This is a genomic window from Pseudomonas sp. A-R-19, from assembly GCF_019956575.1.
In the GTDB taxonomy this organism is placed as follows: Bacteria; Pseudomonadota; Gammaproteobacteria; order Pseudomonadales; family Pseudomonadaceae; genus Aquipseudomonas.
This window is the reverse complement of record NZ_JAHBDR010000082.1, coordinates 42,261-65,310: the sequence shown is the minus strand read 5'-3', so window position 1 is coordinate 65,310 and position 23,050 is coordinate 42,261. Positions and strand designations below refer to the sequence as shown.

Sequence of the window (23,050 nt, the reverse complement as noted above, 5' to 3'; positions counted from 1 at the left end):
TATTGGCTGAACAACGCATCGGCCAGAACACGGAAGTCACCTTGCATTTCGCATTGCGCCTGGAGAACGGCGACACGGTGGACAGCACCTTCGACAAAGCCCCGGCGACCTTCAAGGTCGGTGACGGCAACCTGTTGCCAGGTTTCGAAGCTGCGCTGTTCGGTTTCAAGGCCGGTGACAAGCGTACACTGAGCATCGAGCCGGAGAACGCTTTCGGCCAGCCGAACCCGCAAAACGTGCAGATCATCCCGCGTTCGCAGTTTGCGGATATGGAGCTGTCGCCCGGTTTGCTGGTGATCTTCAACGATGCGGCCAATACTGAATTGCCGGGCGTGGTCAAAGAGTTCGATGATGCGCAAGTGACCATCGACTTCAACCACCCGCTGGCGGGCAAGACGTTGACCTTTGACGTGGAAATCATTTCCGTCAAAGCGCTGTAGAAATGTGGGAGCGGGCTTGCTCGCGAAAGCGGTGTGTCAGACGACATCAATGTTGAATGTCAGTCAGCATTCGCGAGCAAGCCCGCTCCCACATTAAACCTTCGCTGTTCTTGAACACTGTGTTCGAAGAACGGCAGGGCATTACCATTTTTCGCGCGCAAGACACGAGGCACAGCATGCAAATCAAACTCGCCAACCCCCGTGGCTTCTGCGCCGGTGTGGACCGGGCGATCGAAATCGTCAACCGCGCCCTGGAAGTCTTCGGGCCGCCGATCTACGTGCGCCACGAAGTGGTTCACAACAAATTCGTTGTCGAGGACCTGCGCTCCCGTGGGGCTATCTTCGTCGAAGAGCTGGATCAGGTGCCGGATGACGTCATCGTGATCTTCAGTGCCCACGGCGTTTCCCAGGCCGTGCGCAGCGAAGCGGCTGGTCGTGGCCTGAAAGTGTTCGACGCCACGTGCCCGCTGGTGACCAAAGTCCACATCGAAGTGGCGCGCTACAGCCGCGATGGCCGTGAATGCATTCTCATCGGCCACGCCGGTCATCCGGAAGTCGAAGGCACCATGGGTCAGTACGATGCCAGCAATGGCGGCGCGATCTATCTGGTTGAAGACGAGAAAGATGTGGCGGCATTGCAGGTGAACAACCCTGAAAAGCTTGCCTTCGTGACTCAGACCACCTTGTCGATGGACGACACCAGCCGTGTTATCGACGCGCTGCGTTCGCGTTTCCCGGCCATCGGTGGACCGCGCAAGGACGACATTTGCTACGCCACGCAAAACCGTCAGGACGCGGTCAAGCAACTGGCCGACGAGTGCGACGTGGTGCTGGTGGTCGGCAGCCCTAACAGCTCCAACTCCAACCGCTTGCGCGAATTGGCAGAGCGCATGTCCACTCCGGCTTACCTGATCGACGGCGCCGAAGACCTGCAGAAGAGCTGGTTCGACGGCGTCGAGCGTATCGGTATCACCGCTGGCGCATCCGCTCCGGAAGTCCTGGTGCGCGGCGTGATCGAGCAGTTGCAGGCCTGGGGTGCCACCGGTGCCGATGAACTGGCCGGTCGCGAGGAGAACATCACGTTCTCAATGCCTAAAGAACTGCGCGTTCGCTCGTTGCTCTGAGTTTTTGCCTTTCTTCGCATAAAGCGTGCTCAGCCTTGTCGCTGCGCAGGCTGACGCGACCGGTCCGAGCCAACACCACTTGATGTTGGCTCACCGGCTTGCGAACTGCGCAAATGTGTAATGTCCCGCCAATCAGTGACTCGCCCTGACCTCTGAAGCGTATTGAGCTTTCGACCGGGCCGTTTCCGACAATCGACACTCGTGCGTTTCCCTGGCGTTCGGCCAGTAGTGGATTGTCGCTGTCCATCTCCCCCTTGCCGCTGATATCCAGAATCATCCGCCAGCCGTGGCTCCAGTCACCATTGATGCTGTGAATCACCACGGCCTGGTTGCGCACGATGGCTTCAGTGCGAGCGGTGCGAATACCACTGAACAGTGCCTGTGCCGCTTGCTCCCGCTGGTTTGACTCGATCAGCGTTGCGAACGCCGGACTGACCAGTTGCAGAACAATTCCTGTAATTGCCAGTCCCATGAGCAGTTCGATCAGGCTGAAGCCTTGTTGCCGCATGACATATCCCTCCGTGGCGTGTAGTGGCTCGCGCAATCCCTGCGCGAGAAATGGCACCGCACCGCTTGTTCGAATGTAGTGCCGCGCAAGAGCAGGTATAGCCGAAGGAAACAGAAGGCCCCGATGGAGCATCGTACAAAAGGTTTCACGCTGATCGAGTTGCTGGTCGCGCTCGCGATCCTTCTGATTCTGCTGACTCTGGCTGTCCCGGGGTTTACCCGCTCGACACAAACAACCAGGGCCGATACGGAAATTGCGGACCTGCGACGAGCCCTGAATTTTGCCCGGCTCGAAGCCATCGAGCGGGGCAACACCACACGGGTGCGCCCGACGGCCGGAGGGGATGTCTGGAGCAGGGAGCTGGCGATTTACGACGGTACTGGCGCTTTGGCCAATGTATTGCGGGTTGTTCCGGCGATGAGCAGCGGTGCAACTCTGGCGCTAACCTCAGGCGTCACCGCCATCGATTTCAACGGCATGGGTGGATTGTCGTCGCCGTCCTCGGAGGTGGTGATCAGATATGGACGGGGCGCACAAAGCAGGACGCTGACCGTGTGTTTGAACGGACGAATTCTATTGGGGGGAGATTGCGGATGAGGGCAGGGATGCAAAGCACGCAGGACGGCATGACGCTGGTCGAAGTCCTGGTGGCGTTAGTCATTCTGGGCGTGGGGTTGCTGGGGGCGGCGGCGTTTCTGCTCAATGCACTGAAGTACACGGACAGTGCGCGCATGACCAGTCAGGCCAGTTTTATCGCCTACGACATGATGGACCGCATTCGCGCCAACGCCGCTGCGGACTACACCATTTCGCCACCCGCTTCGGGCAACCCGGACGTTACCCGGGATAAGGACTTGTTTGATTTCAACGCCAACGTTGTCAGCTCACTCGGCGCCACCGCGACGGGCAGTGTCACCGTCAATCAGCAGCTGTATACCATCACCATTGCCTGGGACGACTCACGGGCTGCGAATGCTGCCGACTCGCGGCGCAGCTTCGTTCTGACCAGCCGCACGGCCGTTGATCCGGTGGTGACCCCGTGAGTCGTCGTAGCAGAGGCTTTGGCCTGGTCGAGTTGCTGATCGCCCTGGCCTTGAGCCTGATCGTAGTGCTGGGCGTGGTGCAGGTTTTCATCGCGGCCAAAAACACTTATCTCAGCCAGAATGCGGCCGCGAACATGCAGGAGGACGCACGTTTCGTGTTGAGCAAAATGATTCAGGAAATCCGCATGGTCGGGATGTTCGGTTGCCTGGAAACGATCACCGATGCGAGTAAGAAGCGCGATTTCCATGCCAGTCAGCTAACGCCGATTCGCTGGGACAATGGCGGCCGCAAGTTGACTCTGGTGACGACGGATGTGGGTGGCAACGGCAGCAGCCCGGACTGGACCGTTCTTTCCGATTGTCGAAGTCATTCGACGGCCTACAGCAAAAGCCGGACCCCGGTGGCAGGGGAACTGGCCTTTCCGATACGGCAGCTGACTTACAGCTTCAGCAACAACCAACTGCTCCTGAAGGGAGGGGATGCCAATCCACAGGTACTGGTGGACCACGTGGAGGCGTTTGACGTGAGCTTCGGCCTGGCCAGCACGGCCACTGACCTGGCTGCTTCACGCTACAGCAGCAACCCGCCGGACCCTGCGCTGATTCGAAGCGTTCGCCTGAGCCTGACCCTCACCGATCCGAACCACCGGGTGAGCGATCAAACCTTCAACGTGGTTGCCGCTCTGCGCAATCGCTTGCCATGAGGGGGCCCATGACGTATTGCACCCAGCGCGGCATGGCGTTGCTGGTCAGTCTGGTGTTCTTGCTCTTGTTGACGCTGATTGGTCTTTCATCGATGCAGAGTGCCACCCTGCAGGAAAAAATGGCCGGCAGCGTCGCCTTGCGCAACCAGTCATTTCAGATTGCCGAAGCCGCATTGCGGGTGGGAGAAAGTACGGTGCAAAGGGACAGTTATGCACTTCCTGTTTGCAGCGGCATCATTCAATGTGCACCGCCCTCCGAGTCCTCGAGCATTACCGCTGCCGGTTTCAACGCCTCTTCCGGAGTGACCTGGGTTGCCTCGGGCAATGGCTTTTACGGGGTGCAAAACATCGGCGACAGCCGGGGTGCGGTGAATGTGCCCATCAATACCCAGGCGACCTTGTATCGGGTGACGGCAGTCGGCATCGCGGGTCACTCGCGCAGTGTGGTGGAGAGTATCTATGCGAAGTACTGAGCGACTGTGGTCAGCACTGGTGGGTATCGTGGTCACGCTAGGCCTGTCGGCGCACGCCGCCGCATCAGCGGATTCGCCAGCGCTGAACCGGCCAACCTGCCTGGCGAATGGCAACTGGTACGGGTTCTACCACGGTAATCAGGGCTTGAAAGCTGTCTGCCTGAAGCTGCCCGAGGCGATCAGCGTTAAGATGCTCGACAGCAACGAAGATGGCGTGGTCGACAACGTCGACTCGCTGTCCGAAGGCGTGATCTTTGTTGGAGAGCATTCAACACAGGACGCCAGCGACAATTCCGCTGGCGACGATAGTCCGGGGATGGAAAAATCCGGCGGCAGCCGTCGCATCATGTGGCGACAAATACAGTAAGTGAGAGTTGAGGCATGCGTAGTTCCAACCGCGGTTTTACCCTGATCGAAATCATGATCGTGATTGCGATCATCGGGATTGTCATGACCATTGCTGCCCCGAGTTTCACCGAGTACCTGAACAAGGGCCGTCGCGCAGAAGTGACCGGTCTGCTCTCGGAGCAGGCGCAGCTTCTGGAGCGTTTCTATTCGCAGAAAAATGTCTACACCGATGCGACGGGCCTCAGCGCTGGCAATGATTACTACAGCATCACACCGACCCTGACCGACCAGACCTTTCTGCTGACGGCGGTGCGCAAGGCTGGCTCGAGCATGGCTGCTGACAAGTGCGGTGATCTGACCATCACCAACACTGGTGTCCTGGGCATGGTCAACGCAAAATCCGGCCTGACCAGCAAAGACTGCTGGGGGCGCTGAGATTCTTTTTCGGGTGCCTTTTGCACCCTCTGTCTATTTAACGATTGGATCAGAACATGACCAGGCAACAGCAAGTGGTGATTGTCGGCGGTGGGGTGATTGGCTTGCTGACGGCCTTCAACCTCGCCTCCGAGGTGCAAAGCGTTGTGCTGCTGGATCGCTCCAACGTCGGCCAGGAGTCGTCCTGGGCCGGCGGCGGTATCGTTTCGCCACTTTACCCGTGGCGCTACAGCCCGGCGGTCACCGCGTTGGCTCACTGGTCCCAGGACTTTTATCCACAACTGGGCGAGCGCTTGTTTGCCGCTACCGGCGTTGATCCTGAGGTGCACACCACCGGTCTGTACTGGCTGGATCTGGATGACGAGGCTGAAGCCCTGGCATGGGCTGCCCGGGAAAACCGTCCATTGAGTGCTGTTGATATCTCGGCAGCACACGACGCCGTGCCGGTACTGGGCAGCGGTTTTTCCCGGGCGATCTACATGGCCGACGTCGCCAACGTGCGCAATCCGCGGCTAGTGAAGTCTCTCAAGGCTGCTTTGCTGGCGCTGCCGAACGTGACGATCCATGAGCAGTGTGAAGTCAGCGGGTTTGTTCGTGACGGCAATAAAGTGGTTGGCGTGCAGACCTCCACAGGTGCTGTCCTGGGCGATCAAGTCGTCCTGACGGCGGGGGCCTGGAGCGGTGATTTGCTCAAGTGTCTTGATCTGACGCTGCCGGTCGAGCCGGTGAAAGGGCAGATGATTCTCTACAAGTGTGCGGCGGATTTCCTGCCGAGCATGGTCCTGGCCAAGGGCCGTTATGCGATTCCCCGGCGCGACGGGCACATACTGATCGGCAGTACGCTGGAGCATGAAGGCTTTGACAAGACGCCAACCGGGTCGGCGCTGGAAAGCCTGAAGGCGTCCGCGGTGGAGTTGATCCCGGCGCTGGCCGATGCCGAAGTGGTGGGACATTGGGCTGGCTTGCGCCCGGGTTCACCCGAGGGCATTCCTTATATCGGCCCGGTGCCGGGGTTTGACGGGCTCTGGCTTAACTGCGGGCATTACCGTAATGGCCTGGTGTTGGCGCCGGCGTCATGCCAGTTGTTTGCCGATGTGATGCTGGGCCGTGCGCCGATCATCGATCCGGCGCCTTATGCGCCTGCCGGGCGACTCTGATTTTAGAGGGTTGTCGACTGACAGGGCCTCTTCGCGCTCCCACATGAGGTTTGTGTCGATCGCAAATCCAGTGTGGGAGCGGGCTTGCTCGCGAAGAGAGAGTCAATCCAGGCCAAACTTCTTGAGTCTGTAGCGCATCGACCTGAATGACAGATTCAACCGCTGAGCCGCCGCCGTGCGGTTCCAGCGGGTTTCTTCCAGGGCCTGGAGCAGCAGTTGGCGTTCGACGTTTTCCAGGTAGGTTTCCAGGTTGTCGATCCGGGTCAGGTCTGGCACGCCACCTTCAGCCCCGCAGTTGCCTTCAGCCAGGCGCAGGTCGCCGGCTTCGATCTGATTGTTCTCACACAATGTGTGCGCTCGTTCGAGCATGTTTTCCAGTTCCCGCACATTACCCGGGAAGCGATAGCTTTTCAGTGCATCGAGGGCTTGGGGGCGGAGTCTCGTCGCGGGTTGACCGGAATCGGCGGCCAGTCGCTTGAGTATGTAGTTGGCGAGCATTTCGATGTCATCACGACGCTCGCGCAAGGGCGGTACCCGGAGTTCGATCACGTTCAAGCGGTAGTAAAGGTCATGGCGAAATCGTCCGGCGGCGACTTCAGCGCCAAGGTCCTTGTGGGTGGCGCAGAGAATGCGCACATCCACCGCCACTTCCTGCTGTCCGCCGACACTGCGTACGGCTTTCTCCTGAATCGCGCGCAGCAGTTTGACTTGCATGGTCAACGGCAGGTCAGCCACTTCGTCGAGCAGCAGGGTACCGCCGTGTGCCGTCTGGAACAGGCCGGGTTTGTCTTCGATAGCGCCGCTGAAACTGCCTTTGCGATGGCCGAAAAACTCGCTCTCCAACAGTTCGGAGGGAATCGCCGCGCAGTTGATCGGGATGAACGGCTGATTGGCGCGAGGGCTTTGATCATGGATCAGGCGCGCGACCAACTCCTTGCCGCTACCGGATTCTCCACTGATGTAGACCGTCGCATGGCTGCTGGCCAGTTTGCTGATGTGTTTGCGCAGGTTGCGCATAGGCAATGAGTCGCCCAGCAAGCGACGATCGATGCCGACCCCGCGGGCAGGAAGCACCAGGGCGCTGGTGACCAGTTCACGCAGGCGCGTAAGGTCCACCGGTTTGGTCAGGAAGTCGAACGCCCCGGCCTTGAGCACGTTGATTGCGGTTTCGAGACTGGCGTAAGCGGTGATCATTGCCACCTGGACCTGAGGGTGGCGTTGCTGGATGTGTTGCACCAACTCCAGGCCGGTACCATCCGGCAACTGCATGTCGGTCAGGCATAGATCGAAGGTTTCGCGTTTTAGCAGGGAGTGCGCTTCGCCGACGTTGCGGGCGTTGAACGTCTCCAGTTTCATCCTTCCCAGGGTGATTTCCAGGAGTTCGCGAATGTCTGGTTCGTCATCGACGATCAAGACTTTTTGCCGTGGTCTCGTGTTCAACGTAGGTTCCGTCCGTGAGCAAAGGTCATGCAAAAGCAGCCGCTTTCCTGGCGTGCCTTGAAGTCTAGGCGGGACAGAGTGCTTTCGCCCGGCTGGCCGGACCGATAAAGCCCCAGGCCCTTGTTACAGGGGGCTGGGGCTTCATTATCGAGTATTTCCAGTGATTTCAGGTCGAGCCGTAGCGGCGACATTTGCTCACGACGATGCAGGTGCAGGACGTTTTCGATTACCCGGTTCATTCGCAGAGTTTGGTCTTGAATAATCTGCGTCAGACGTCATTCGACGCCTTTCAGTTCCTTGGGTGTGCGCGATAGTCCTCAACCGGTCGCCAGATCGGGTGAAGTCTCAGCGGCCGCTGGAGCCCTTGTCTTGCTCGAGATGGGCCTGGCTGCAATACCAGCGTTGGTCGAGGCTCAGCGCGCGGTCACGGGGCAGGTGAACACCGCAATGGGCGCAACGGACCATGGGCGCCGCTTCCCGTTCGGCAGGGGACCTGGGGTTGGAAGCCTGACCCTTGAATCTGCGCCAGAACCATACTGCAGCGGCAATCAGGGCAATCCAGAACAATAGACGAAGCATGGTGAGCTGCTTTTTGATTGATGAAGCGGCAGTTTAGCCAAGGACATGGCCAGCGCACAGTCTAATAGCTTATGTAGGAGCGAGCTTGCCCGCGATGGTCTCAAGGACGACGCGTTTATTCAGACAAAGCGCGTTAACGTTGACGTCCATCGCGAGCAAGCTCGCTCCTACAAGTCACCCTTTTTGCACAACCCGATGTGTCAGTCGAACACGCCGAAGGTCATGTAGCTGAACCACGAGCGGTCACTGTTGTTGCCTTCCGCTTCGTGATTTTCTTCTTCGATCGCGTCGCCATTGCCGTCTTTAGGCTTGAGCTCGGCCGGGATTGCGTCCTTGGCGTCCTGGAACTGCTTCTGTACGTCCTGGTTGGCGCGGGTTTCGCCCGGTGGCAGTGGCGGACTGGACTCGATCAGGCCCAGGGTCGCCTTGCTCAGCCACGAACGGTTGTCGGCTTCGGCCACGGTCGGTACGAACTGACCGTCCACCAGCGTCGGGTGGTTCGGGTAGTTGAGCTTCAGTGTTTCCAGGCTGGTGGCAGCCAGCTCATCCAGGTGCAGGCGCTGGTAGGCCTCGGTCATCACCGCCAGGCCGTCGCCGACCGAAGGGGTTTCCTGGAAGTTTTCCACCACGTAACGACCACGGTTCGCCGCGGCGACATAGGCCTGACGGGTCAGGTAGTAGTCGGCTACGTGAATTTCATAGGCCGCCAACAGGTTGCGCAGATAAATCATGCGCTGCTTGGCGTCTGGCGCGTAGCGGCTGTTCGGGAAGCGGCTGGTCAGCTGGGCGAACTCGTTATAGGAGTCGCGGGCGGCGCCCGGGTCACGCTTGGTCATGTCCAGCGGCAGGAAGCGAGCGAGCAGGCCGACGTCCTGGTCGAAAGAAGTCAGGCCCTTGAGGTAGTAGGCGTAATCGACGTTCGGATGCTGTGGGTGCAGGCGAATGAAACGCTCCGCAGCGGACTTTGCAGCCTCTGGCTCGGTGTTCTTGTAGTTGGCGTAGATGAGCTCGAGTTGTGCCTGATCGGCATAACGACCGAACGGATAACGCGATTCCAGAGCCTTCAGCTTGGCGATGGCACTGGTGTAGCTACTGTTGTCCAGGTCATTTTGAGCCTGTTGGTACAGCTCGACTTCACTGAGGTTTTCGTCTACGACTTCCTTCGATGAGCAAGCAGCGGTCAATGCGAGGATGGCGATCAGCAGCAGGTGTTTCACTTGCATGGCGGCTTGCGTCCCTATGACGGCCGCTGTCTTGGGCGTGGCCGTCCTGTTATGATGAGCGCCCCGTTGAATAGCCTCGGGGCAAAAGACGCCGTATTTAACCACAAGCGCGCAGCCGAAACCAAAGGCTGTGCCGACGCCTAGTCTGAGCATGTCCGATAAAATTGAACTTCGCGCAGAGGTGCCGTCCGAATTGGGCGGCCAACGCCTCGATCAAGTCGCCGCACAATTATTCGCTGAGCACTCGCGCTCGCGCCTTTCCGCCTGGATCAAAGACGGCCGCCTGACTGTGGATGGGGCGGTTATCCGCCCGCGAGACATCGTCCATGGCGGCGCCATCCTTGAGTTGACTGCCGAGCAGGAAGCTCAGGGCGAATGGGTCGCTCAAGACATTGCCCTGGACATCGTCTACGAAGACGACGACATCCTGGTGATCAACAAGCCTGCGGGCCTGGTGGTGCACCCGGCTGCCGGTCATGCCGACGGCACCTTGCTCAACGCCTTGCTGCACCACGTGCCGGACATCATCAATGTGCCCCGCGCCGGTATCGTGCATCGCCTGGACAAGGACACCACCGGTCTGATGGTGGTGGCCAAGACCATTCAAGCGCAGACGCAGCTGGTTACACAGTTGCAGAGCCGCAGCGTCAGCCGGATCTACGAGTGCATCGTGATCGGTGTGGTGACAGCCGGTGGCAAGATCAACGCGCCGATCGGTCGTCATGGCCAGCAACGCCAGCGCATGGCCGTGATGGAAGGTGGCAAGCAAGCCGTCAGCCATTACCGCGTGCTCGAGCGTTTCCGCTCCCACACCCATGTGCGGGTGAAGCTGGAAACCGGCCGTACGCACCAGATTCGCGTGCACATGGCGCACATCAACTACCCGTTGGTCGGAGATCCTGCCTACGGTGGTCGTTTCCGTATCCCGCCGGCAGCCAACCCAACCATGGTCGAGTCGCTGAAAAACTTCCCGCGTCAGGCGCTGCATGCGCGTTTCCTGGAACTGGATCATCCGACCACCGGTCAGCGCATGAGCTGGGAGTCGCCATTGCCGGAAGATTTCGTCTGGTTGCTGACCCTGCTCAAGCAAGACCGTGAGGCGTTCATCGGATGAGTGACTGGCTGATTCCTGACTGGCCCGCGCCGGCCGGGGTCAAAGCCTGCGTCACCACCCGTGCGGGCGGCGTCAGTGTGGCGCCGTTCGACAGCCTCAACCTCGGTGATCACGTCGACGACAGCCCTGAAGCTGTTGCCGAGAATCGCCGTCGTCTTACCGATCATTTCTCGATTCAACCGGCCTGGCTGCAGCAGGTCCACGGCATCGTCGTGGCCCATGCCGACCCTGGCCGGGTGGATACGGCTGATGCCAGTTGGACATCAACGCCAGGCGTCGCCTGTGCGGCGATGACCGCCGATTGCCTGCCTGCGCTGTTTTGCGACCGTGCCGGCACCCGTGTCGCTGCAGCTCATGCCGGTTGGCGCGGGTTGGCGGCTGGTGTGCTGGAAGCCACCCTCGACAGTCTGGCGGTGCCACCTGCCGAGGTATTGGTCTGGCTCGGCCCGGCCATCGGTCCGCAAGCCTTCGAAGTCGGCCCGGAAGTTCGCGAAACCTTCGTGCAGCAGTTGCCGCAAGCGGCTGAAGCCTTCGTGCGGAGTCAAAACCCCGGCAAGTTCATGGCCGACATCTATATGCTGGCGCGTCTGCGCCTGGCAGCTCGTGGCGTCACAGCTGTCTACGGTGGCGGTTTCTGCACCGTGACCGATCCACGTTTCTTTTCCTATCGCCGCGCCCCTCGCACTGGCCGATTTGCCTCTCTTATCTGGCTCGCCCGCTAAGCTTCCCTGACCTGCATCAACGTCACGACGCTTGAAACTCCCAGAATCGACCACATCTATTGTGGTATCTGGCAGGTTTCTTCATTCAGGATGTTTTATAGGTCCGGCCTGCTCAAAAGGAAGGTGACCCATGCGTATAGACCGTTTAACCAGCAAATTGCAGTTAGCGTTGTCCGATGCCCAATCCCTGGCTGTCGGCCTCGATCATCCGGCCATTGAACCGGCGCACTTGATGCAAGCCTTGCTCGAACAGCAGGGCGGCTCGATCAAGCCCCTGCTGATGCAGGTGGGCTTCGACGTCAACAGCCTGCGTAAAGAGCTGACCAAAGAGCTCGACCAGCTACCGAAAATCCAGAATCCGACCGGTGACGTGAACATGTCGCAGGATCTGGCGCGGTTGCTCAACCAGGCCGACCGTCTGGCCCAGCAAAAGGGCGACCAGTTCATCTCCAGTGAGCTGGTGCTGCTCGCGGCCATGGACGAGAACAGTAAGCTCGGCAAGCTGTTGCTCGGCCAGGGTGTGAGCAAGAAAGCCCTGGAAAATGCGATCAACAACCTGCGTGGTGGCGAGGCCGTCAATGATCCGAACCACGAAGAAGCGCGACAGGCGCTGGATAAGTACACCGTCGACCTGACCAAGCGCGCCGAAGACGGCAAGCTCGATCCGGTGATCGGCCGTGACGACGAAATTCGCCGGACCATCCAAGTGCTGCAACGTCGCACCAAGAACAACCCGGTGCTGATCGGTGAGCCTGGCGTGGGTAAAACCGCCATCGCCGAAGGCCTGGCCCAGCGCATCATCAATGGTGAAGTGCCGGACGGCCTCAAGGGCAAGCGCCTGTTGTCCCTGGACATGGGGGCGCTGATCGCCGGTGCCAAGTATCGCGGTGAGTTCGAGGAGCGCCTGAAATCCCTGCTCAATGAACTGTCGAAGCAGGAAGGGCAGATCATCCTGTTCATCGACGAACTGCACACCATGGTCGGCGCCGGTAAGGGCGAAGGCTCGATGGATGCGGGCAACATGCTCAAGCCGGCATTGGCGCGCGGAGAGCTGCATTGCGTTGGTGCGACCACGCTCAACGAGTACCGCCAATATATAGAGAAGGACGCCGCTCTCGAGCGACGCTTCCAGAAAGTGCTGGTGGATGAGCCTAGCGAAGAGGACACCATCGCCATCCTGCGTGGCCTCAAAGAGCGCTATGAGGTTCACCACAAGGTGGCGATCACCGACGGCGCGATCATTGCCGCGGCCAAGCTCAGTCATCGTTACATCACTGACCGGCAGCTGCCCGACAAGGCCATCGACCTGATCGACGAGGCCGCCAGCCGCATCCGCATGGAGATCGACTCCAAGCCGGAAGTGCTGGACCGTCTGGAGCGTCGCCTGATTCAGTTGAAGGTGGAATCCCAGGCGCTGAAGAAAGAAAGCGACGACGCGGCGAAGAAGCGTCTGGAAAAATTGCAGGAAGAAATCGCTCGTCATGAGCGTGAGTACTCGGATCTCGAAGAAATCTGGAACTCGGAAAAAGCCGAAGTCCAGGGTTCTGCGCAGATCCAGCAGAAAATCGAACAGTCCCGTCAGGAGCTGGAAGCGGCCCGTCGCAAAGGCGACCTGAACCGCATGGCCGAGTTGCAGTACGGGGTCATCCCGGACCTGGAGCGCAGCCTGCAAATGGTCGACCAGCATGGCAAAGCCGAAAACCAGTTGCTGCGCAGCAAGGTGACTGAAGAAGAGATCGCCGAAGTGGTGTCGAAGTGGACCGGTATTCCGGTGTCAAAGATGCTCGAAGGCGAGCGCGACAAGCTGATGAAGATGGAAAGCCTGTTGCACCAGCGTGTGATTGGCCAGGATGAAGCGGTCGTGGCGGTCTCCAACGCGGTGCGGCGTTCCCGCGCCGGGTTGTCCGACCCGAACCGGCCGAGCGGCTCGTTCATGTTCCTCGGCCCGACCGGTGTCGGTAAAACCGAGCTGTGCAAGGCCCTGGCCGAATTCCTCTTTGATACTGAAGAGGCGATGGTGCGGATCGACATGTCCGAGTTCATGGAGAAACACTCCGTGGCTCGCTTGATCGGTGCGCCACCAGGGTACGTGGGGTATGAAGAGGGCGGTTACCTGACCGAGGCCGTACGTCGCAAGCCGTATTCGGTGATCCTCATGGACGAAGTCGAGAAGGCGCACCCGGATGTGTTCAACATTTTGCTGCAAGTGCTCGAGGATGGTCGTCTGACCGACAGCCATGGCCGCACGGTGGATTTCAAGAATACCGTGATTGTCATGACTTCCAACCTGGGGTCGGTGCAGATCCAGGAGCTGGTCGGTGACCGTGAGGCGCAGCGTGCAGCGGTGATGGATGCGATCTCCACGCACTTCCGGCCGGAGTTCATTAACCGGGTCGACGAAGTGGTGATCTTCGAGCCGTTGGCGCGGGATCAGATTGCCGGTATCACCGAAATCCAGCTGGGTCGTCTGCGCAGCCGCCTGACCGAGCGCGAGCTGAAGCTCGATCTCAGCCCTGAGGCGATGGACAAGCTGATCGCGGTCGGTTACGACCCGGTATACGGCGCACGGCCGCTCAAGCGAGCGATCCAGCGCTGGATCGAGAACCCGCTGGCGCAGTTGATCCTGTCCGGTCGATTCATGCCGGGCGATACCGCTCACGGTGTGGTGGAAAACGACGAAATCGTCTTCGTCTGATCCATTACGGCGGCAAAATCGAAAAGGCCTCGCATAACGAGGCCTTTTTTTCGTTAGGCTGTTGAACTCAAAGGAAAAGGCTTGTAAAGTGCGCCCCGCAGTAAGTCACCCGCCAGGGTTTCCGCTCCCCAAGCAGGAATCCAAAATAAGTTGCAAATCATTAACTTGAAAGCAATTTAGGGGGTTGACAGAGGTGCTGAAGATTGTAGAATAGCGCGCCTCAGACACACGAACGCAGCGATGCGAACGGGTCGAAGAGAACGCAGTAAAGCTTCAAAGTTGTAAATTGAAATGTGTAGTTCCGTGATAGCTCAGTCGGTAGAGCAAATGACTGTTAATCATTGGGTCCCAGGTTCGAGTCCTGGTCACGGAGCCAATTTCAAACCGGGGTATAGCGCAGTCCGGTAGCGCGCCTGCTTTGGGAGCAGGATGTCAGGAGTTCGAATCCCCTTACCCCGACCATTTTTGGGTCGTTAGCTCAGTTGGTAGAGCAGTTGGCTTTTAACCAATTGGTCGTAGGTTCGAATCCCACACGACCCACCATTTTTGAAACCAGTTAACGCTGGAATCGAATCTTAAGATCAGAGGCCAAAAGCGCTGATCGAAGAAGGCGCCTTCAAGGGTGCCTTTTTTTTACCGGGGTATAGCGCAGTCCGGTAGCGCGCCTGCTTTGGGAGCAGGATGTCAGGAGTTCGAATCCCCTTACCCCGACCATATTAAAAATCCTCGTATCGAAAGATACGGGGATTTTTTTTGTCCATAGGAAACTCAAGAACGCCGCAAAGCCAATGTGGGAGCGGGCTTGCTCGCGAAGGCAGTGTGTCAGTCGACATAAAGTTGAATGACACGGCCTCTTCGCGAGCAAGCCCGCTCCCACAAGGTTCGTTTAGTGCAGTTTCAAGCGTGGCTCAGTCCCGCGCCCAATCTTGCTGCCCAGCATCAGCATTGCCGTGCGGAACGGCCCGTACAACGCCATCTGGTGCATGCGGTACAGCGACACGTAGAACATCCGCGCCAGCCAGCCTTCGAGCATCACGCTGCCGGTGAGGTTGCCCATCAAGTTACCCACAGCCGAAAAACGCGACAGCGAGATCAGCGAGCCGTAGTCGGTGTATTTGTACTCCGGCAGTGCCTTGCCTTCGATGCGCAGTTTCAGCGATTTGGCCAGCAACGACGCCTGTTGATGCGCGGCCTGGGCACGTGGCGGCACATTGCGGTCGGTGCCTGGTTGCGGGCAGGCGGCGCAGTCACCGAATGCAAAGATATTTTCGTCACGGGTGGTTTGCAGGGTCGGCAGCACCTGCAGCTGATTGATGCGGTTGGTTTCCAGGCCATCGATGTCCTTGAGGAAACCCGGTGCGCGAATCCCCGCGGCCCAGACCTTCAGGCTAGCGTTGATCACTTTGCCATCGGCGGTGATCAGGCTGTCGGCCGTCACTTCGCTGACCGCAGCATTGGTCATGACGTTGACCCCGAGTTTCTCCAGGGTTTTATGCACAGGTCCGCCAATCCGCTCGGGCAGCGCCGGCAGGACGCGTGGACCGGCTTCGATCAGGGTGATGTGCATGTTTTCCGGTTTGATCCGGTCCAGGCCATAGGCTGCCAATTCATGGGCGGCGTTGTGCAGTTCGGCGGCCAGTTCGACCCCGGTGGCGCCGGCGCCGACGATGGCCACGCTGATTTGCTCGATCGTGTCGGTCTGACCAGCGTGAGCGCGTAAATAGTGATTGAGCAGTTGCTGGTGGAAGCGCTCGGCCTGTTTGCGGGTGTCGAGGAACAGGCAGTGCTGCGCCGCGCCCTGGGTGCCGAAATCGTTGGTGGTGCTGCCGACGGAAATCACCAGCGAGTCGTAAGGCACTTCGCGGGCCGGTACCAGTTCCAGACCGGCTTCGTCATAGGTAGCGGCCAGCTGGATTTTTTTCTTCGCGCGATCGAGCCCGCTCATGCGCCCCAGCTGGAACTCGAAGTGGTTCCATTTGGCCTGGGCCACATAGTTGAGTTCGTCTTCGGAAGAGTTCAGGGAGCCGGCCGCCACTTCGTGCAACAACGGTTTCCAGATGTGGGTCAGGTTCGCGTCGACCAGCATCACACTGGCCGTGCCGCGTTTGCCCAGAGTCTTACCCAGACGGGTAGCCAACTCCAGACCGCCGGCGCCGCCGCCGACAATGACAATACGATGGGACATGGGGATAACTCGCAAGGCTAAAGGAAATCGGTACGGTTACCCAAGCGAGCGCAAGGCAGCTCATAGCGTCAGGTAACTGATAAGTCGGCTCAACAGGCCCAGACCAATGGTCACTGCCAATACCAGTACAAGGAGCATCCACGGCCGGAAAGGCCGGCGCTCGACTTGGTGCTGGGACAACTGCAGGTACTCTTCGACATGCTTTTGGTCGTCGGGGTTCAGGCGGCTGGTCATATCGGGCCTCGTCAGGGGTAGACGTTGCTGAATGTGTAGAAGCTACAGTGTTTTTATCCGGGATTGAACGCAGCATAGCCGCTGTCCGCAATGGGTTCGACGCTGACGATATCGTCCAGGCGAATGATTCCACTTTGTAACACCCGGGCGGTGATTCCGCCATGTCCGCGCACGGCCTGAAAGGTGCCGATGCCCAGGTTGCTTTCAAGGCGTGCACAGGGTTGGCACCAGCCAGTGGTTTCGAACGTTGCCTGGCCAATCCGGAAGCGACGGCCCTTGAGGCTGAATAGATTGATGCCACTGATAACGAGATTGCGCCGCAGATCTTCAGGCCGGACCGGATGATCCTGCGCTCGCCCCATCAATGAGCTGATCACAGCCAGGTGCTCCCACTGAATCAGCGTCACCTGCCGCGCATTGCGCACGCCGGCGCGGGCGTGGTCGCCGGTCAGGCCGGCCTCCAGGCGCGCTTCCACGGCATCGAGTTCAAACATCTGCGAACGTGATTGCGGGCGCACGCCGATCCAGCGCACACGACCTTGTTGCGGCACCTCGGCGATCAGTTCCTGCAGCGGGCTCACAAACTGATCCCGACGTCGAACACAATGCTGCGCCCCAGGTTGCTGCGCAAGAAGTCCGGTGCATCCGGGTGGGCGAACAGCACGCGGGCGAAGGTCGGTCCGACCAATGACAACGAACGCCAGCCCTGGCGCAGGTATTCGGTCGGCGGCGGGAAATGGCTGTTGAGATCCAGCACTTCGCGTTTGAGGCTGGCGAAGGCAATGATGTCCAGCTCACCCAGATCCATGCCGCGTTCTTTGTAGTTGTGCGCTTTTTTGCGCAAGGTCGGCGCCAATCGCAGCAAGAACTCGTTGGCGGGGATGCGTCGGGGCTTGGCCTCTCGGCGCACCAGCTGGCTTAGGGAAAAGGCGCTGCGGCGGCGCTGCAGTTCGTCGCGCCATTCGTCGTTGAGGCGCCGGCCTTCGTCGAGGACGAAGAACACCTCGAAACTGGCATCGCGAAACAGTACGTCCGGTGGCTCCCCGGCGGGGGCGAACTCATCGGCACGGTAGGGGATGTTCAAGCCTTGCAGCAGGCGCTGGCACACCCAACGCTCCCGCTCCCATTTGCGGGCATTGGACAGGAAGGCGTTGGCTTGCTCGGCCGCGATGGTCAGCAGGCGTAAGTAATCTGAGTCATCCATAGGCCCAAGCTTAGCGTTCAAATGTGATCGCAAAGAAGACAATTTGTCGGAGAGGCTCATGGCCTTCCGTTCCCATGCCCGTTTCAGGGCCCTGCACAAAACGGATAGTGATCTGCGCGCACTGGCTATTGCCACGTGTCGGGCGGCTCTACCCTCGGCTGTACGGACGTAAGCCGTGTTACCGACGCTCTAAAAAAACAACAACAAGAGATATATGCCATGCGCAAGATCGACGTACATGAGGTTATCGATAACGCTCGTTTCAACCGCTTTCACTGGATGGTGCTGTTCTGGTGTGCCCTGATCATCATCTTCGACGGTTACGATCTGGTGATCTACGGCGTGGTCCTGCCGATGCTGATGAAAGAGTGGGGGCTCAGTCCTTTGCAAGCGGGTGCATTGGGCAGCTATGCACTGTTCGGCATGATGTTCGGCGCGCTGTTCTTCGGCCCGTTGTCGGACAGGATCGGTCGCAAAAAAGCCATCACGATCTGCGTGATGCTCTTCAGTGGCTTCACCGTGCTCAACGGTTTCGCCCGCAACCCCACCGAGTTCGGACTGTGTCGCTTCATTGCCGGGCTCGGCATTGGCGGCGTGATGCCTAACGTCGTGGCACTGATGAACGAGTACGCGCCGAAAAAAATCCGCAGCACGCTGGTCGCGATCATGTTCAGCGGTTACTCGGTGGGCGGCATGCTGTCCGCCGGCCTGGGCATTGTGCTGATCCCGAGTTTCGGCTGGCAGTCGGTGTTTTACGTGGCGATCCTGCCGTTGCTGTTGTTGCCTCTGATCATGTATTTCCTGCCCGAATCGGTGGGCTTCATGTTGCGTCAGGGGCGTAATGAAGAGGCGCGCAACATTCTTCAGCGCATCGATCCGGCCTACGTCGCGCAAACCTCTGATCAATTGCACATGGCCGAAGTGAAAGGCACCGGCACACCAGTGTTGCAGCTGTTCCGTGAAGGCCGTGCGCTGCGCACGCTGATGTTGTGGCTGGCGTTTTTCTGCTGCCTGTTGATGGTGTACGCGCTGAGTTCCTGGTTGCCGAAACTGATGGCCAACGCCGGTTACAGCCTGGGTTCGAGCCTGTCGTTCCTGCTGGTGTTGAACTTCGGGGCGATCTTCGGCGCGGTCGGTGGCGGGGTGCTGGGTGACAAACTCAATCTGCCGCGGGTGCTGTCGGTGTTTTTCGCCATGGCAGCGGTGTCGATCACGCTGTTGGGCTTCAACAGCCCGATGCCGGTGTTGTACCTGCTGATCGCCATTGCGGGTGCCACCACCATTGGCTCGCAGATTCTTTTGTACGCCTGCGCCGCGCAGTTTTATTCCATGACGATTCGTTCTACCGGCCTGGGCTGGGCGTCGGGCATTGGGCGCAACGGGGCCATCGTCGGTCCGCTGCTCGGTGGTGCCTTGCTCGGGATCAGCTTGCCCTTGCAACTGAACTTCATGGCGTTTGCCTTGCCCGGTGCGGTGGCGGCCCTGGCCATGACCGTGTTCACCATCAGCAGCCGACGCAGCGCTGCTGGCGTCAACCCAGCGTTGTCAGCGACCGGTGCCTGAATCATGAAAGCGTTTTTCCAGGACTTCTCGTTGTCAGCCGCCGTGGCTGGATTGATTGCCGCGGTGATTTCCTATGCCGGCCCGTTGGTGATCATCTTTCAGGCGGCAGAAGCGGCACATTTTTCGCGGGAAGTGTTGTCGTCCTGGATCTGGGCGATCTCCATTGGCAGCGCCGTGCTCGGTATTGGTTTGAGCCTGCGCTACCGCGTTCCGGTGATCATCGCCTGGTCGGCACCGGGCTCGGCGTTGCTGGTGACGCTGTTGCCGGACATCTCCATGGCAGAGGCGGTGGGGGCATATCTGGTCAGCAGCCTGATCATTTTCGTGGTTGGCGTCTCGGGGGCCTTCGACCGGATCATCAGCAAGCTGCCCGCCGCCATCGCGGCGGCGATGCTGGCGGGGATCCTGTTCAGTTTCGGCAGCGGCTTGTTCGTGTCGATGCAGCACAAGCCGTTGCTGGTCCTGGCGATGTTTGCCTGCTACCTGATCTGCAAGCGTGTGATGCCACGTTATGCAGTGATGATGGTGCTGCTGGTGGGGTGTTCGATTGCCGCGTTCACCGGTGAATTGCATCGTGAAGCGCTGGTGATCGGCCTGGCCACGCCGGTGTGGATCGCGCCCGAGTTCAGCCTGGGTGCGATCCTGAACATCGCCTTGCCGCTGGTGATGGTGGCGCTGACCGGTCAGTTCGTGCCCGGCATGGCGGTGCTGCGCGCCAGTGGATATCCAACGCCGGCGAGCCCGATCATCGCCAGTAGCGCGCTGGGCACGGCACTGCTGGCACCGTTCGGGTGCCATGGACTGAATCTGGCGGCCATCACCGCTGCGATCTGCACCGGTCGCGAAGCCCACGAAGATCCTCGCAAACGCTACGTGGCCGGAGTTGTCGGTGGCCTGTGCTATCTGCTGTTGGGGATCTTCGGCGCCACGCTAGTCTCGCTGTTTTCAGCGTTCCCCAAGGAGTTGATCGCGGCGCTGGCCGGGCTGGCCTTGTTCGCCGCCATTGCTGGCGCGTTGACGGGCGCGATGGCGGTGCCGAGCGATCGCGAAGCCGCGCTGGTGACCTTCCTGGTCACGGCTTCGGGCATGTCGTTGTTCGGTTTGTCCGCAGCGTTCTGGGGGCTGATTTTCGGCATGGTCACCCATGTGCTGTTGAGCGCCCGTCGTCCCGTTCCCCTTCGAAAATCCACTGCAACTGAAGTCCTTCAACCCGTCGATCAAAAACAATAAGAGAAAAACGATGAAACAGATTCTCCCAACAACCGGTTCGGTGTTGTCCCTGGCTGTCGTCTCGAGTTTATCCACAGGCACGATGGCCGCTGAAAAAGGCTTTGTCGAAGACACCACCGCGACGTTGCAGGCGCGCAATTACTACTTCAGCCGCGACTATTCCGACATCGTCGGTGCCAACCAGCAATCGAAGGCTGAAGAGTGGGCCCAGGGTTTCATCCTCAACGTGAAGTCCGGATACACCCCGGGCACCGTTGGGTTTGGAGTGGACGTCATCGGCTTGCTCGGCCTTAAGCTCGACAGCGCTCCGGACCGGACCAATACCGGTTTGCTGCCGGTGCAGGACGACGGCCGCGCGGCGGACAACTACAGCCGCCTGGAAGGCGCGTTGAAGATGCGCTACTCCAAAACCGAGCTGAAAGTCGGTGAGCTGCAACCCAACCTGCCAGTGTTGGCCTTCAGCGATATTCGCTTGCTGCCACCGAGTTATCAGGGCGCAAGCATCACCTCCAACGAGATCAATGGCCTGACGCTGCAGGGTGGTCACTTGAGTTCGACCAGCCTGCGCAACGAGGCTGGCGACGAAAAGATGCAAGCGATGTTGGGCCATGTGCCGCAGCGCCAGGTCAGCAGTGACGGTTTCAATTTTGCCGGCGCTGATTATGTCTTCAACGACAAGCGCAGCTCGGTCAGCGCCTGGTACGGGCAACTGGAAGATATCTACAACCAGCGTTTTCTGGGTTTAAAACACAGTGAGCCGGTGGGCGACTGGGTCCTCGGTGCCAACCTCGGTTACTACGATTCGCGCGAGGACGGCAAGAAACTGCTGGGCAACATCGACAACCAGGCGTTCTTCTCGTTGCTGTCGGCCAAGCGTGGCGGCCATACGTTTTACGTCGGCTATCAGGGCATGTTCGGTGACAGTGCGTTCCCACGGGTGTTTGCCAACATCTCGCCACTGGGCAACGAAGTGCCGACCTACGAGTTCGCCTTCACCGATGAACGTTCCTGGCAGGCGCGCTACGACTACGACTTCGCGGCGCTCGGCGTACCTGGGCTGACCAGCACCGTGCGCTACATCAGCGGCAATAACGTCGATACCGGCAAGGGCTATGAAGGCAAGGACCGCGAGCGAGACCTGGACATCGGCTATGTGTTGCAGAGCGGCAGCCTCAAAGGCCTGGGCATCCGTGTGCGCAACGCGATGGCGCGTTCAAACTATCGCAGTGATATCGACGAGAACCGCTTGATCCTCAGCTACACGTGGACCTTGCTGTGAGCCATTGATCACAGGTTGCTGGTGCAATCACCCATGACGTTGTAGGTCACGCGGTGGGTCTGGCCCTGATGATCGACATACACCATGGTTGCCGGCACGACTCCGCACGCGGTCGCGGTGTCCGACACAGAAACCACGCTGGCGATGTCCAGTGGCTGCTCCGGGTTGTACAGGACCGCGAGGGGTTCGTTGTCGGCGGCCATGGCCGAGGTGGCGATAACGGTCAGCAACAGACTGATCAACGTTTTCATGTTGGCGTGCTCCGTGTCGGTTTTGATGTCTGAATTTTAGTCTTTGCCACCGAGGGATAAAGGGGCGAACGGCGGATGCAGCCTTACATAAAACGTAACAGTGATCGCCCGAGGGGGGCTTATGGACGTGCTTAATAACTTGCGCGTATTCATCCGCGTGGTGGACTGCGCCAGTTTCACCGGGGCTGCCGATGCGCTGGATCTGTCGACCGCGCAGGTCTCCCGATTGGTCGCGGATCTGGAGGAGCATGTTCAGGCGCGTCTGCTGCAACGCACCACGCGGCGCTTGAGCCTGACCGACGCCGGCGAGCGCTTCCTGCTGCGCAGCCGGCAAATCGTCGACGCCATGGATGAGGCGACGGCCGAGGCCCGTGGTGCTCATATCAATCCGGCCGGACGCCTGCGGGTGCACAGCATGAACGGCCTGGGTGTGCTGCTCACGCCCTTGATCGCCCGCTACAGCGAGCTTTATCCCGATGTGGTGTTCGAGCTGACCTTGTCGCAGCGCAATCCCGACCCGCTGGAAGAGGGGCACGATGTGGTGATTTCGATCGCTCCCGAACTGGCCGACTCGCAAATGGTTGCGCAAGCCGTCGGGCAGATCTACAGCGTGCCCTGTGCCTCCCCGGACTATCTGCAGCGTCGGGGCGTGCCGCAGCAGCCGCTGGCGCTGAGCGATCATCAATGCCTGCGCATGCTCGACCCGTTGTACAGCGATCAATGGCTTTTCCAGGACGAGCACGGCGAGCACGCCGTCTGCCCGGCCAAGACCTTTCAGTGCAATGTTGCCGAGTCGATGGTCAAGGCTTCGGAAGCGGGCATGGGCATCAGCCTGCTGCCGTTCTACACCGCGACGCGGCCCTTGAGCGACGGCACTTTGCTGCGCGTGTTACCAGCATGGCGCCTGCGCGAACGCAATGTGTATGCGCTGTATCCTTCGCGACGCTTTCTCGATGCCAAGGTGCGCACCTGGGTGGACTTTCTCAAGTCAGAGCTACCGAAGCTGTTCGCCGAACATGACGCGGTGATGAACGATTCGCGGCATTGGGCTTGAAGTCGAAGGGCAGGCGAGCGGCGGTGTAGACTGAGTGCCTGTTGT

General features: G+C 59.6%; 25 protein-coding genes, 4 tRNA genes and 1 pseudogene. 20 read left to right on the top strand and 10 right to left on the bottom strand.

Annotated elements, in window-relative coordinates; translation table 11 throughout:
• The first annotated feature begins 2 nt into the window (after window positions 1-2).
• Together fkpB and ispH are read left to right on the top strand one after the other, a co-directional pair.
• Window positions 3-440 carry an FKBP-type peptidyl-prolyl cis-trans isomerase gene (gene fkpB / locus KGA88_RS23490; protein ID WP_172435717.1) on the top strand — a complete coding sequence of 146 codons (438 nt, stop codon included), beginning with the start codon at window positions 3-5 and terminating at the stop codon, window positions 438-440.
• A 176-nt stretch (window positions 441-616) separates the two neighbouring features.
• Complete coding sequence (gene ispH / locus KGA88_RS23485; RefSeq protein ID WP_223594608.1) at window positions 617-1,564, top strand: 4-hydroxy-3-methylbut-2-enyl diphosphate reductase; 948 nt, start codon at window positions 617-619, stop codon at window positions 1,562-1,564.
• Here ispH and KGA88_RS23480 read toward each other — a convergent pair.
• Entirely contained in the window at window positions 1,533-2,072 is a 540-nt protein-coding gene (locus KGA88_RS23480; protein ID WP_223594607.1) for a GspH/FimT family pseudopilin, read from the bottom strand. The two genes, ispH and KGA88_RS23480, sit on opposite strands and share 32 nt — an antisense overlap.
• A gap of 123 nt (window positions 2,073-2,195) precedes the next feature.
• Here KGA88_RS23480 and KGA88_RS23475 point away from each other — a divergent pair, with 123 nt between their 5' ends.
• Genes KGA88_RS23475 through thiO form a run of 7 tightly spaced genes read left to right on the top strand, consistent with a single transcriptional unit; the run spans window position 2,196 to window position 6,232 of the window.
• Entirely contained in the window at window positions 2,196-2,669 is a 474-nt protein-coding gene (locus KGA88_RS23475; RefSeq protein WP_223594605.1) for a GspH/FimT family protein, read from the top strand.
• The gene (gene pilV / locus KGA88_RS23470) at window positions 2,666-3,115 is read left to right on the top strand and encodes a type IV pilus modification protein PilV (RefSeq protein ID WP_223594604.1); all 450 of its coding nucleotides are present in this window, start codon (window positions 2,666-2,668) and stop codon (window positions 3,113-3,115) included. Before KGA88_RS23475 ends, pilV begins: the two co-directional genes overlap by 4 nt.
• Window positions 3,112-3,819 (top strand): PilW family protein, encoded by a 708-nt coding sequence (locus KGA88_RS23465; protein ID WP_223594602.1) that lies wholly within the window; start codon window positions 3,112-3,114, stop codon window positions 3,817-3,819. The genes pilV and KGA88_RS23465 overlap by 4 nt, the downstream gene beginning before the upstream one ends.
• An 8-nt stretch (window positions 3,820-3,827) precedes the next feature.
• Window positions 3,828-4,292: a PilX N-terminal domain-containing pilus assembly protein gene (locus tag KGA88_RS23460; RefSeq protein WP_223594600.1), complete on the top strand. Its 465-nt coding sequence runs from the start codon at window positions 3,828-3,830 to the stop codon at window positions 4,290-4,292.
• Entirely contained in the window at window positions 4,279-4,659 is a 381-nt protein-coding gene (locus tag KGA88_RS23455) for a hypothetical protein (protein ID WP_223594598.1), read from the top strand. Before KGA88_RS23460 ends, KGA88_RS23455 begins: the two co-directional genes overlap by 14 nt.
• A 14-nt stretch (window positions 4,660-4,673) precedes the next feature.
• The gene (locus KGA88_RS23450; protein ID WP_110657263.1) at window positions 4,674-5,075 is read left to right on the top strand and encodes a type IV pilin protein; all 402 of its coding nucleotides are present in this window, start codon (window positions 4,674-4,676) and stop codon (window positions 5,073-5,075) included.
• Window positions 5,076-5,131: 56 nt separating this feature from the next.
• The gene (gene thiO, locus KGA88_RS23445) at window positions 5,132-6,232 is read left to right on the top strand and encodes a glycine oxidase ThiO (RefSeq protein ID WP_223594596.1); all 1,101 of its coding nucleotides are present in this window, start codon (window positions 5,132-5,134) and stop codon (window positions 6,230-6,232) included.
• A 102-nt stretch (window positions 6,233-6,334) separates the two neighbouring features.
• Here thiO and KGA88_RS23440 read toward each other — a convergent pair whose 3' ends face one another.
• The 4 genes and pseudogenes from KGA88_RS23440 to KGA88_RS23430 all read right to left on the bottom strand — a co-directional run bounded on the left by KGA88_RS23440 (window position 6,335) and on the right by KGA88_RS23430 (window position 9,474).
• Entirely contained in the window at window positions 6,335-7,672 is a 1,338-nt protein-coding gene (locus KGA88_RS23440; RefSeq protein ID WP_223594594.1) for a sigma-54-dependent transcriptional regulator, read from the bottom strand.
• A pseudogene (locus tag KGA88_RS31605) lies at window positions 7,669-7,947 on the bottom strand (hypothetical protein); the annotation flags it as partial. The pseudogene KGA88_RS31605 and the gene KGA88_RS23440, both read right to left, overlap by 4 nt.
• Window positions 7,948-8,017: 70 nt before the next feature.
• Complete coding sequence (locus tag KGA88_RS23435) at window positions 8,018-8,251, bottom strand: PP0621 family protein (RefSeq protein ID WP_223594592.1); 234 nt, start codon at window positions 8,249-8,251, stop codon at window positions 8,018-8,020.
• Between the two features lie 200 nt (window positions 8,252-8,451).
• Complete coding sequence (locus KGA88_RS23430; protein ID WP_110657273.1) at window positions 8,452-9,474, bottom strand: outer membrane protein assembly factor BamD; 1,023 nt, start codon at window positions 9,472-9,474, stop codon at window positions 8,452-8,454.
• 151 nt (window positions 9,475-9,625) lie between these two features.
• Between KGA88_RS23430 and rluD the strand changes: the two genes are divergently transcribed.
• The 7 genes from rluD to KGA88_RS23395 all read left to right on the top strand — a co-directional run bounded on the left by rluD (window position 9,626) and on the right by KGA88_RS23395 (window position 14,719).
• The gene (gene rluD / locus KGA88_RS23425; RefSeq protein WP_008052092.1) at window positions 9,626-10,588 is read left to right on the top strand and encodes a 23S rRNA pseudouridine(1911/1915/1917) synthase RluD; all 963 of its coding nucleotides are present in this window, start codon (window positions 9,626-9,628) and stop codon (window positions 10,586-10,588) included.
• Window positions 10,585-11,310, top strand: a complete 726-nt coding sequence (gene pgeF, locus KGA88_RS23420) for a peptidoglycan editing factor PgeF (protein WP_223594590.1) — start codon at window positions 10,585-10,587, stop codon at window positions 11,308-11,310. Before rluD ends, pgeF begins: the two co-directional genes overlap by 4 nt.
• A gap of 130 nt (window positions 11,311-11,440) precedes the next feature.
• Window positions 11,441-14,005: an ATP-dependent chaperone ClpB gene (gene clpB / locus KGA88_RS23415; protein ID WP_110657277.1), complete on the top strand. Its 2,565-nt coding sequence runs from the start codon at window positions 11,441-11,443 to the stop codon at window positions 14,003-14,005.
• Between the two features lie 300 nt (window positions 14,006-14,305).
• A tRNA-Asn gene (locus KGA88_RS23410) sits at window positions 14,306-14,381 on the top strand.
• Window positions 14,382-14,390: 9 nt separating this feature from the next.
• Window positions 14,391-14,467 (top strand) — tRNA-Pro (locus KGA88_RS23405).
• Window positions 14,468-14,472: 5 nt separating this feature from the next.
• Window positions 14,473-14,548, top strand: a tRNA-Lys gene (locus KGA88_RS23400).
• A gap of 94 nt (window positions 14,549-14,642) precedes the next feature.
• Window positions 14,643-14,719, top strand: a tRNA-Pro gene (locus KGA88_RS23395).
• Between the two features lie 172 nt (window positions 14,720-14,891).
• Here KGA88_RS23395 and KGA88_RS23390 read toward each other — a convergent pair.
• From KGA88_RS23390 to KGA88_RS23375, 4 genes are read right to left on the bottom strand one after another with little or no spacing between them, the layout of a single operon-like run.
• Window positions 14,892-16,190 (bottom strand): NAD(P)/FAD-dependent oxidoreductase, encoded by a 1,299-nt coding sequence (locus KGA88_RS23390; RefSeq protein ID WP_223594588.1) that lies wholly within the window; start codon window positions 16,188-16,190, stop codon window positions 14,892-14,894.
• Window positions 16,191-16,250: 60 nt separating this feature from the next.
• On the bottom strand, window positions 16,251-16,424 hold the full coding sequence (locus KGA88_RS23385) for a DUF3094 domain-containing protein (RefSeq protein WP_007970531.1): 174 nt from the start codon (window positions 16,422-16,424) through the stop codon (window positions 16,251-16,253).
• 53 nt (window positions 16,425-16,477) lie between these two features.
• Complete coding sequence (locus KGA88_RS23380; protein ID WP_223594586.1) at window positions 16,478-17,005, bottom strand: MOSC domain-containing protein; 528 nt, start codon at window positions 17,003-17,005, stop codon at window positions 16,478-16,480.
• Window positions 17,002-17,628, bottom strand: coding sequence for a DUF1780 domain-containing protein (locus tag KGA88_RS23375; RefSeq protein WP_007970534.1), 627 nt, complete (start codon window positions 17,626-17,628; stop codon window positions 17,002-17,004). Before KGA88_RS23375 ends, KGA88_RS23380 begins: the two co-directional genes overlap by 4 nt.
• Window positions 17,629-17,847: 219 nt before the next feature.
• On the opposite strand from KGA88_RS23375, the gene KGA88_RS23370 reads away from it, so the two are divergent.
• The 3 genes from KGA88_RS23370 to KGA88_RS23360 are packed head-to-tail and all read left to right on the top strand — an operon-like array spanning window position 17,848 to window position 21,700.
• On the top strand, window positions 17,848-19,191 hold the full coding sequence (locus KGA88_RS23370) for an aromatic acid/H+ symport family MFS transporter (RefSeq protein WP_223594584.1): 1,344 nt from the start codon (window positions 17,848-17,850) through the stop codon (window positions 19,189-19,191).
• A 3-nt stretch (window positions 19,192-19,194) separates the two neighbouring features.
• Complete coding sequence (locus KGA88_RS23365) at window positions 19,195-20,421, top strand: benzoate/H(+) symporter BenE family transporter (RefSeq protein WP_223594582.1); 1,227 nt, start codon at window positions 19,195-19,197, stop codon at window positions 20,419-20,421.
• Window positions 20,422-20,431: 10 nt separating this feature from the next.
• Window positions 20,432-21,700, top strand: a complete 1,269-nt coding sequence (locus tag KGA88_RS23360; protein ID WP_110657287.1) for an OprD family porin — start codon at window positions 20,432-20,434, stop codon at window positions 21,698-21,700.
• Between the two features lie 8 nt (window positions 21,701-21,708).
• Here the strand turns inward: KGA88_RS23360 and KGA88_RS23355 are convergent, their stop codons facing one another.
• Window positions 21,709-21,951, bottom strand: coding sequence for a DUF2790 domain-containing protein (locus tag KGA88_RS23355; protein ID WP_223594580.1), 243 nt, complete (start codon window positions 21,949-21,951; stop codon window positions 21,709-21,711).
• A gap of 121 nt (window positions 21,952-22,072) precedes the next feature.
• On the opposite strand from KGA88_RS23355, the gene KGA88_RS23350 reads away from it, so the two are divergent.
• Entirely contained in the window at window positions 22,073-23,005 is a 933-nt protein-coding gene (locus KGA88_RS23350; RefSeq protein ID WP_110657291.1) for a LysR family transcriptional regulator, read from the top strand.
• The last annotated feature ends 45 nt before the right edge of the window (window positions 23,006-23,050 follow it).

What these genes read in the sequence shown, in the direction of transcription:
- ispH (WP_223594608.1), top strand. Translation starts at nt 617, where the DNA reads ATGCAAATCAAACTCGCCAACCCCCGTGGCTTCTGCGCCGGTGTGGAC.
- KGA88_RS23480 (WP_223594607.1), bottom strand. Translation starts at nt 2,072, where the DNA reads ATGCGGCAACAAGGCTTCAGCCTGATCGAACTGCTCATGGGACTGGCA.
- KGA88_RS23475 (WP_223594605.1), top strand. Translation starts at nt 2,196, where the DNA reads ATGGAGCATCGTACAAAAGGTTTCACGCTGATCGAGTTGCTGGTCGCG.
- pilV (WP_223594604.1), top strand. Translation starts at nt 2,666, where the DNA reads ATGAGGGCAGGGATGCAAAGCACGCAGGACGGCATGACGCTGGTCGAA.
- KGA88_RS23460 (WP_223594600.1), top strand. Translation starts at nt 3,828, where the DNA reads ATGACGTATTGCACCCAGCGCGGCATGGCGTTGCTGGTCAGTCTGGTG.
- KGA88_RS23455 (WP_223594598.1), top strand. Translation starts at nt 4,279, where the DNA reads ATGCGAAGTACTGAGCGACTGTGGTCAGCACTGGTGGGTATCGTGGTC.
- KGA88_RS23450 (WP_110657263.1), top strand. Translation starts at nt 4,674, where the DNA reads ATGCGTAGTTCCAACCGCGGTTTTACCCTGATCGAAATCATGATCGTG.
- thiO (WP_223594596.1), top strand. Translation starts at nt 5,132, where the DNA reads ATGACCAGGCAACAGCAAGTGGTGATTGTCGGCGGTGGGGTGATTGGC.
- KGA88_RS23435 (WP_223594592.1), bottom strand. Translation starts at nt 8,251, where the DNA reads ATGCTTCGTCTATTGTTCTGGATTGCCCTGATTGCCGCTGCAGTATGG.
- KGA88_RS23430 (WP_110657273.1), bottom strand. Translation starts at nt 9,474, where the DNA reads ATGCAAGTGAAACACCTGCTGCTGATCGCCATCCTCGCATTGACCGCT.
- rluD (WP_008052092.1), top strand. Translation starts at nt 9,626, where the DNA reads ATGTCCGATAAAATTGAACTTCGCGCAGAGGTGCCGTCCGAATTGGGC.
- pgeF (WP_223594590.1), top strand. Translation starts at nt 10,585, where the DNA reads ATGAGTGACTGGCTGATTCCTGACTGGCCCGCGCCGGCCGGGGTCAAA.
- clpB (WP_110657277.1), top strand. Translation starts at nt 11,441, where the DNA reads ATGCGTATAGACCGTTTAACCAGCAAATTGCAGTTAGCGTTGTCCGAT.
- KGA88_RS23390 (WP_223594588.1), bottom strand. Translation starts at nt 16,190, where the DNA reads ATGTCCCATCGTATTGTCATTGTCGGCGGCGGCGCCGGCGGTCTGGAG.
- KGA88_RS23385 (WP_007970531.1), bottom strand. Translation starts at nt 16,424, where the DNA reads ATGACCAGCCGCCTGAACCCCGACGACCAAAAGCATGTCGAAGAGTAC.
- KGA88_RS23375 (WP_007970534.1), bottom strand. Translation starts at nt 17,628, where the DNA reads ATGGATGACTCAGATTACTTACGCCTGCTGACCATCGCGGCCGAGCAA.
- KGA88_RS23370 (WP_223594584.1), top strand. Translation starts at nt 17,848, where the DNA reads ATGCGCAAGATCGACGTACATGAGGTTATCGATAACGCTCGTTTCAAC.
- KGA88_RS23365 (WP_223594582.1), top strand. Translation starts at nt 19,195, where the DNA reads ATGAAAGCGTTTTTCCAGGACTTCTCGTTGTCAGCCGCCGTGGCTGGA.
- KGA88_RS23360 (WP_110657287.1), top strand. Translation starts at nt 20,432, where the DNA reads ATGAAACAGATTCTCCCAACAACCGGTTCGGTGTTGTCCCTGGCTGTC.
- KGA88_RS23355 (WP_223594580.1), bottom strand. Translation starts at nt 21,951, where the DNA reads ATGAAAACGTTGATCAGTCTGTTGCTGACCGTTATCGCCACCTCGGCC.
- KGA88_RS23350 (WP_110657291.1), top strand. Translation starts at nt 22,073, where the DNA reads ATGGACGTGCTTAATAACTTGCGCGTATTCATCCGCGTGGTGGACTGC.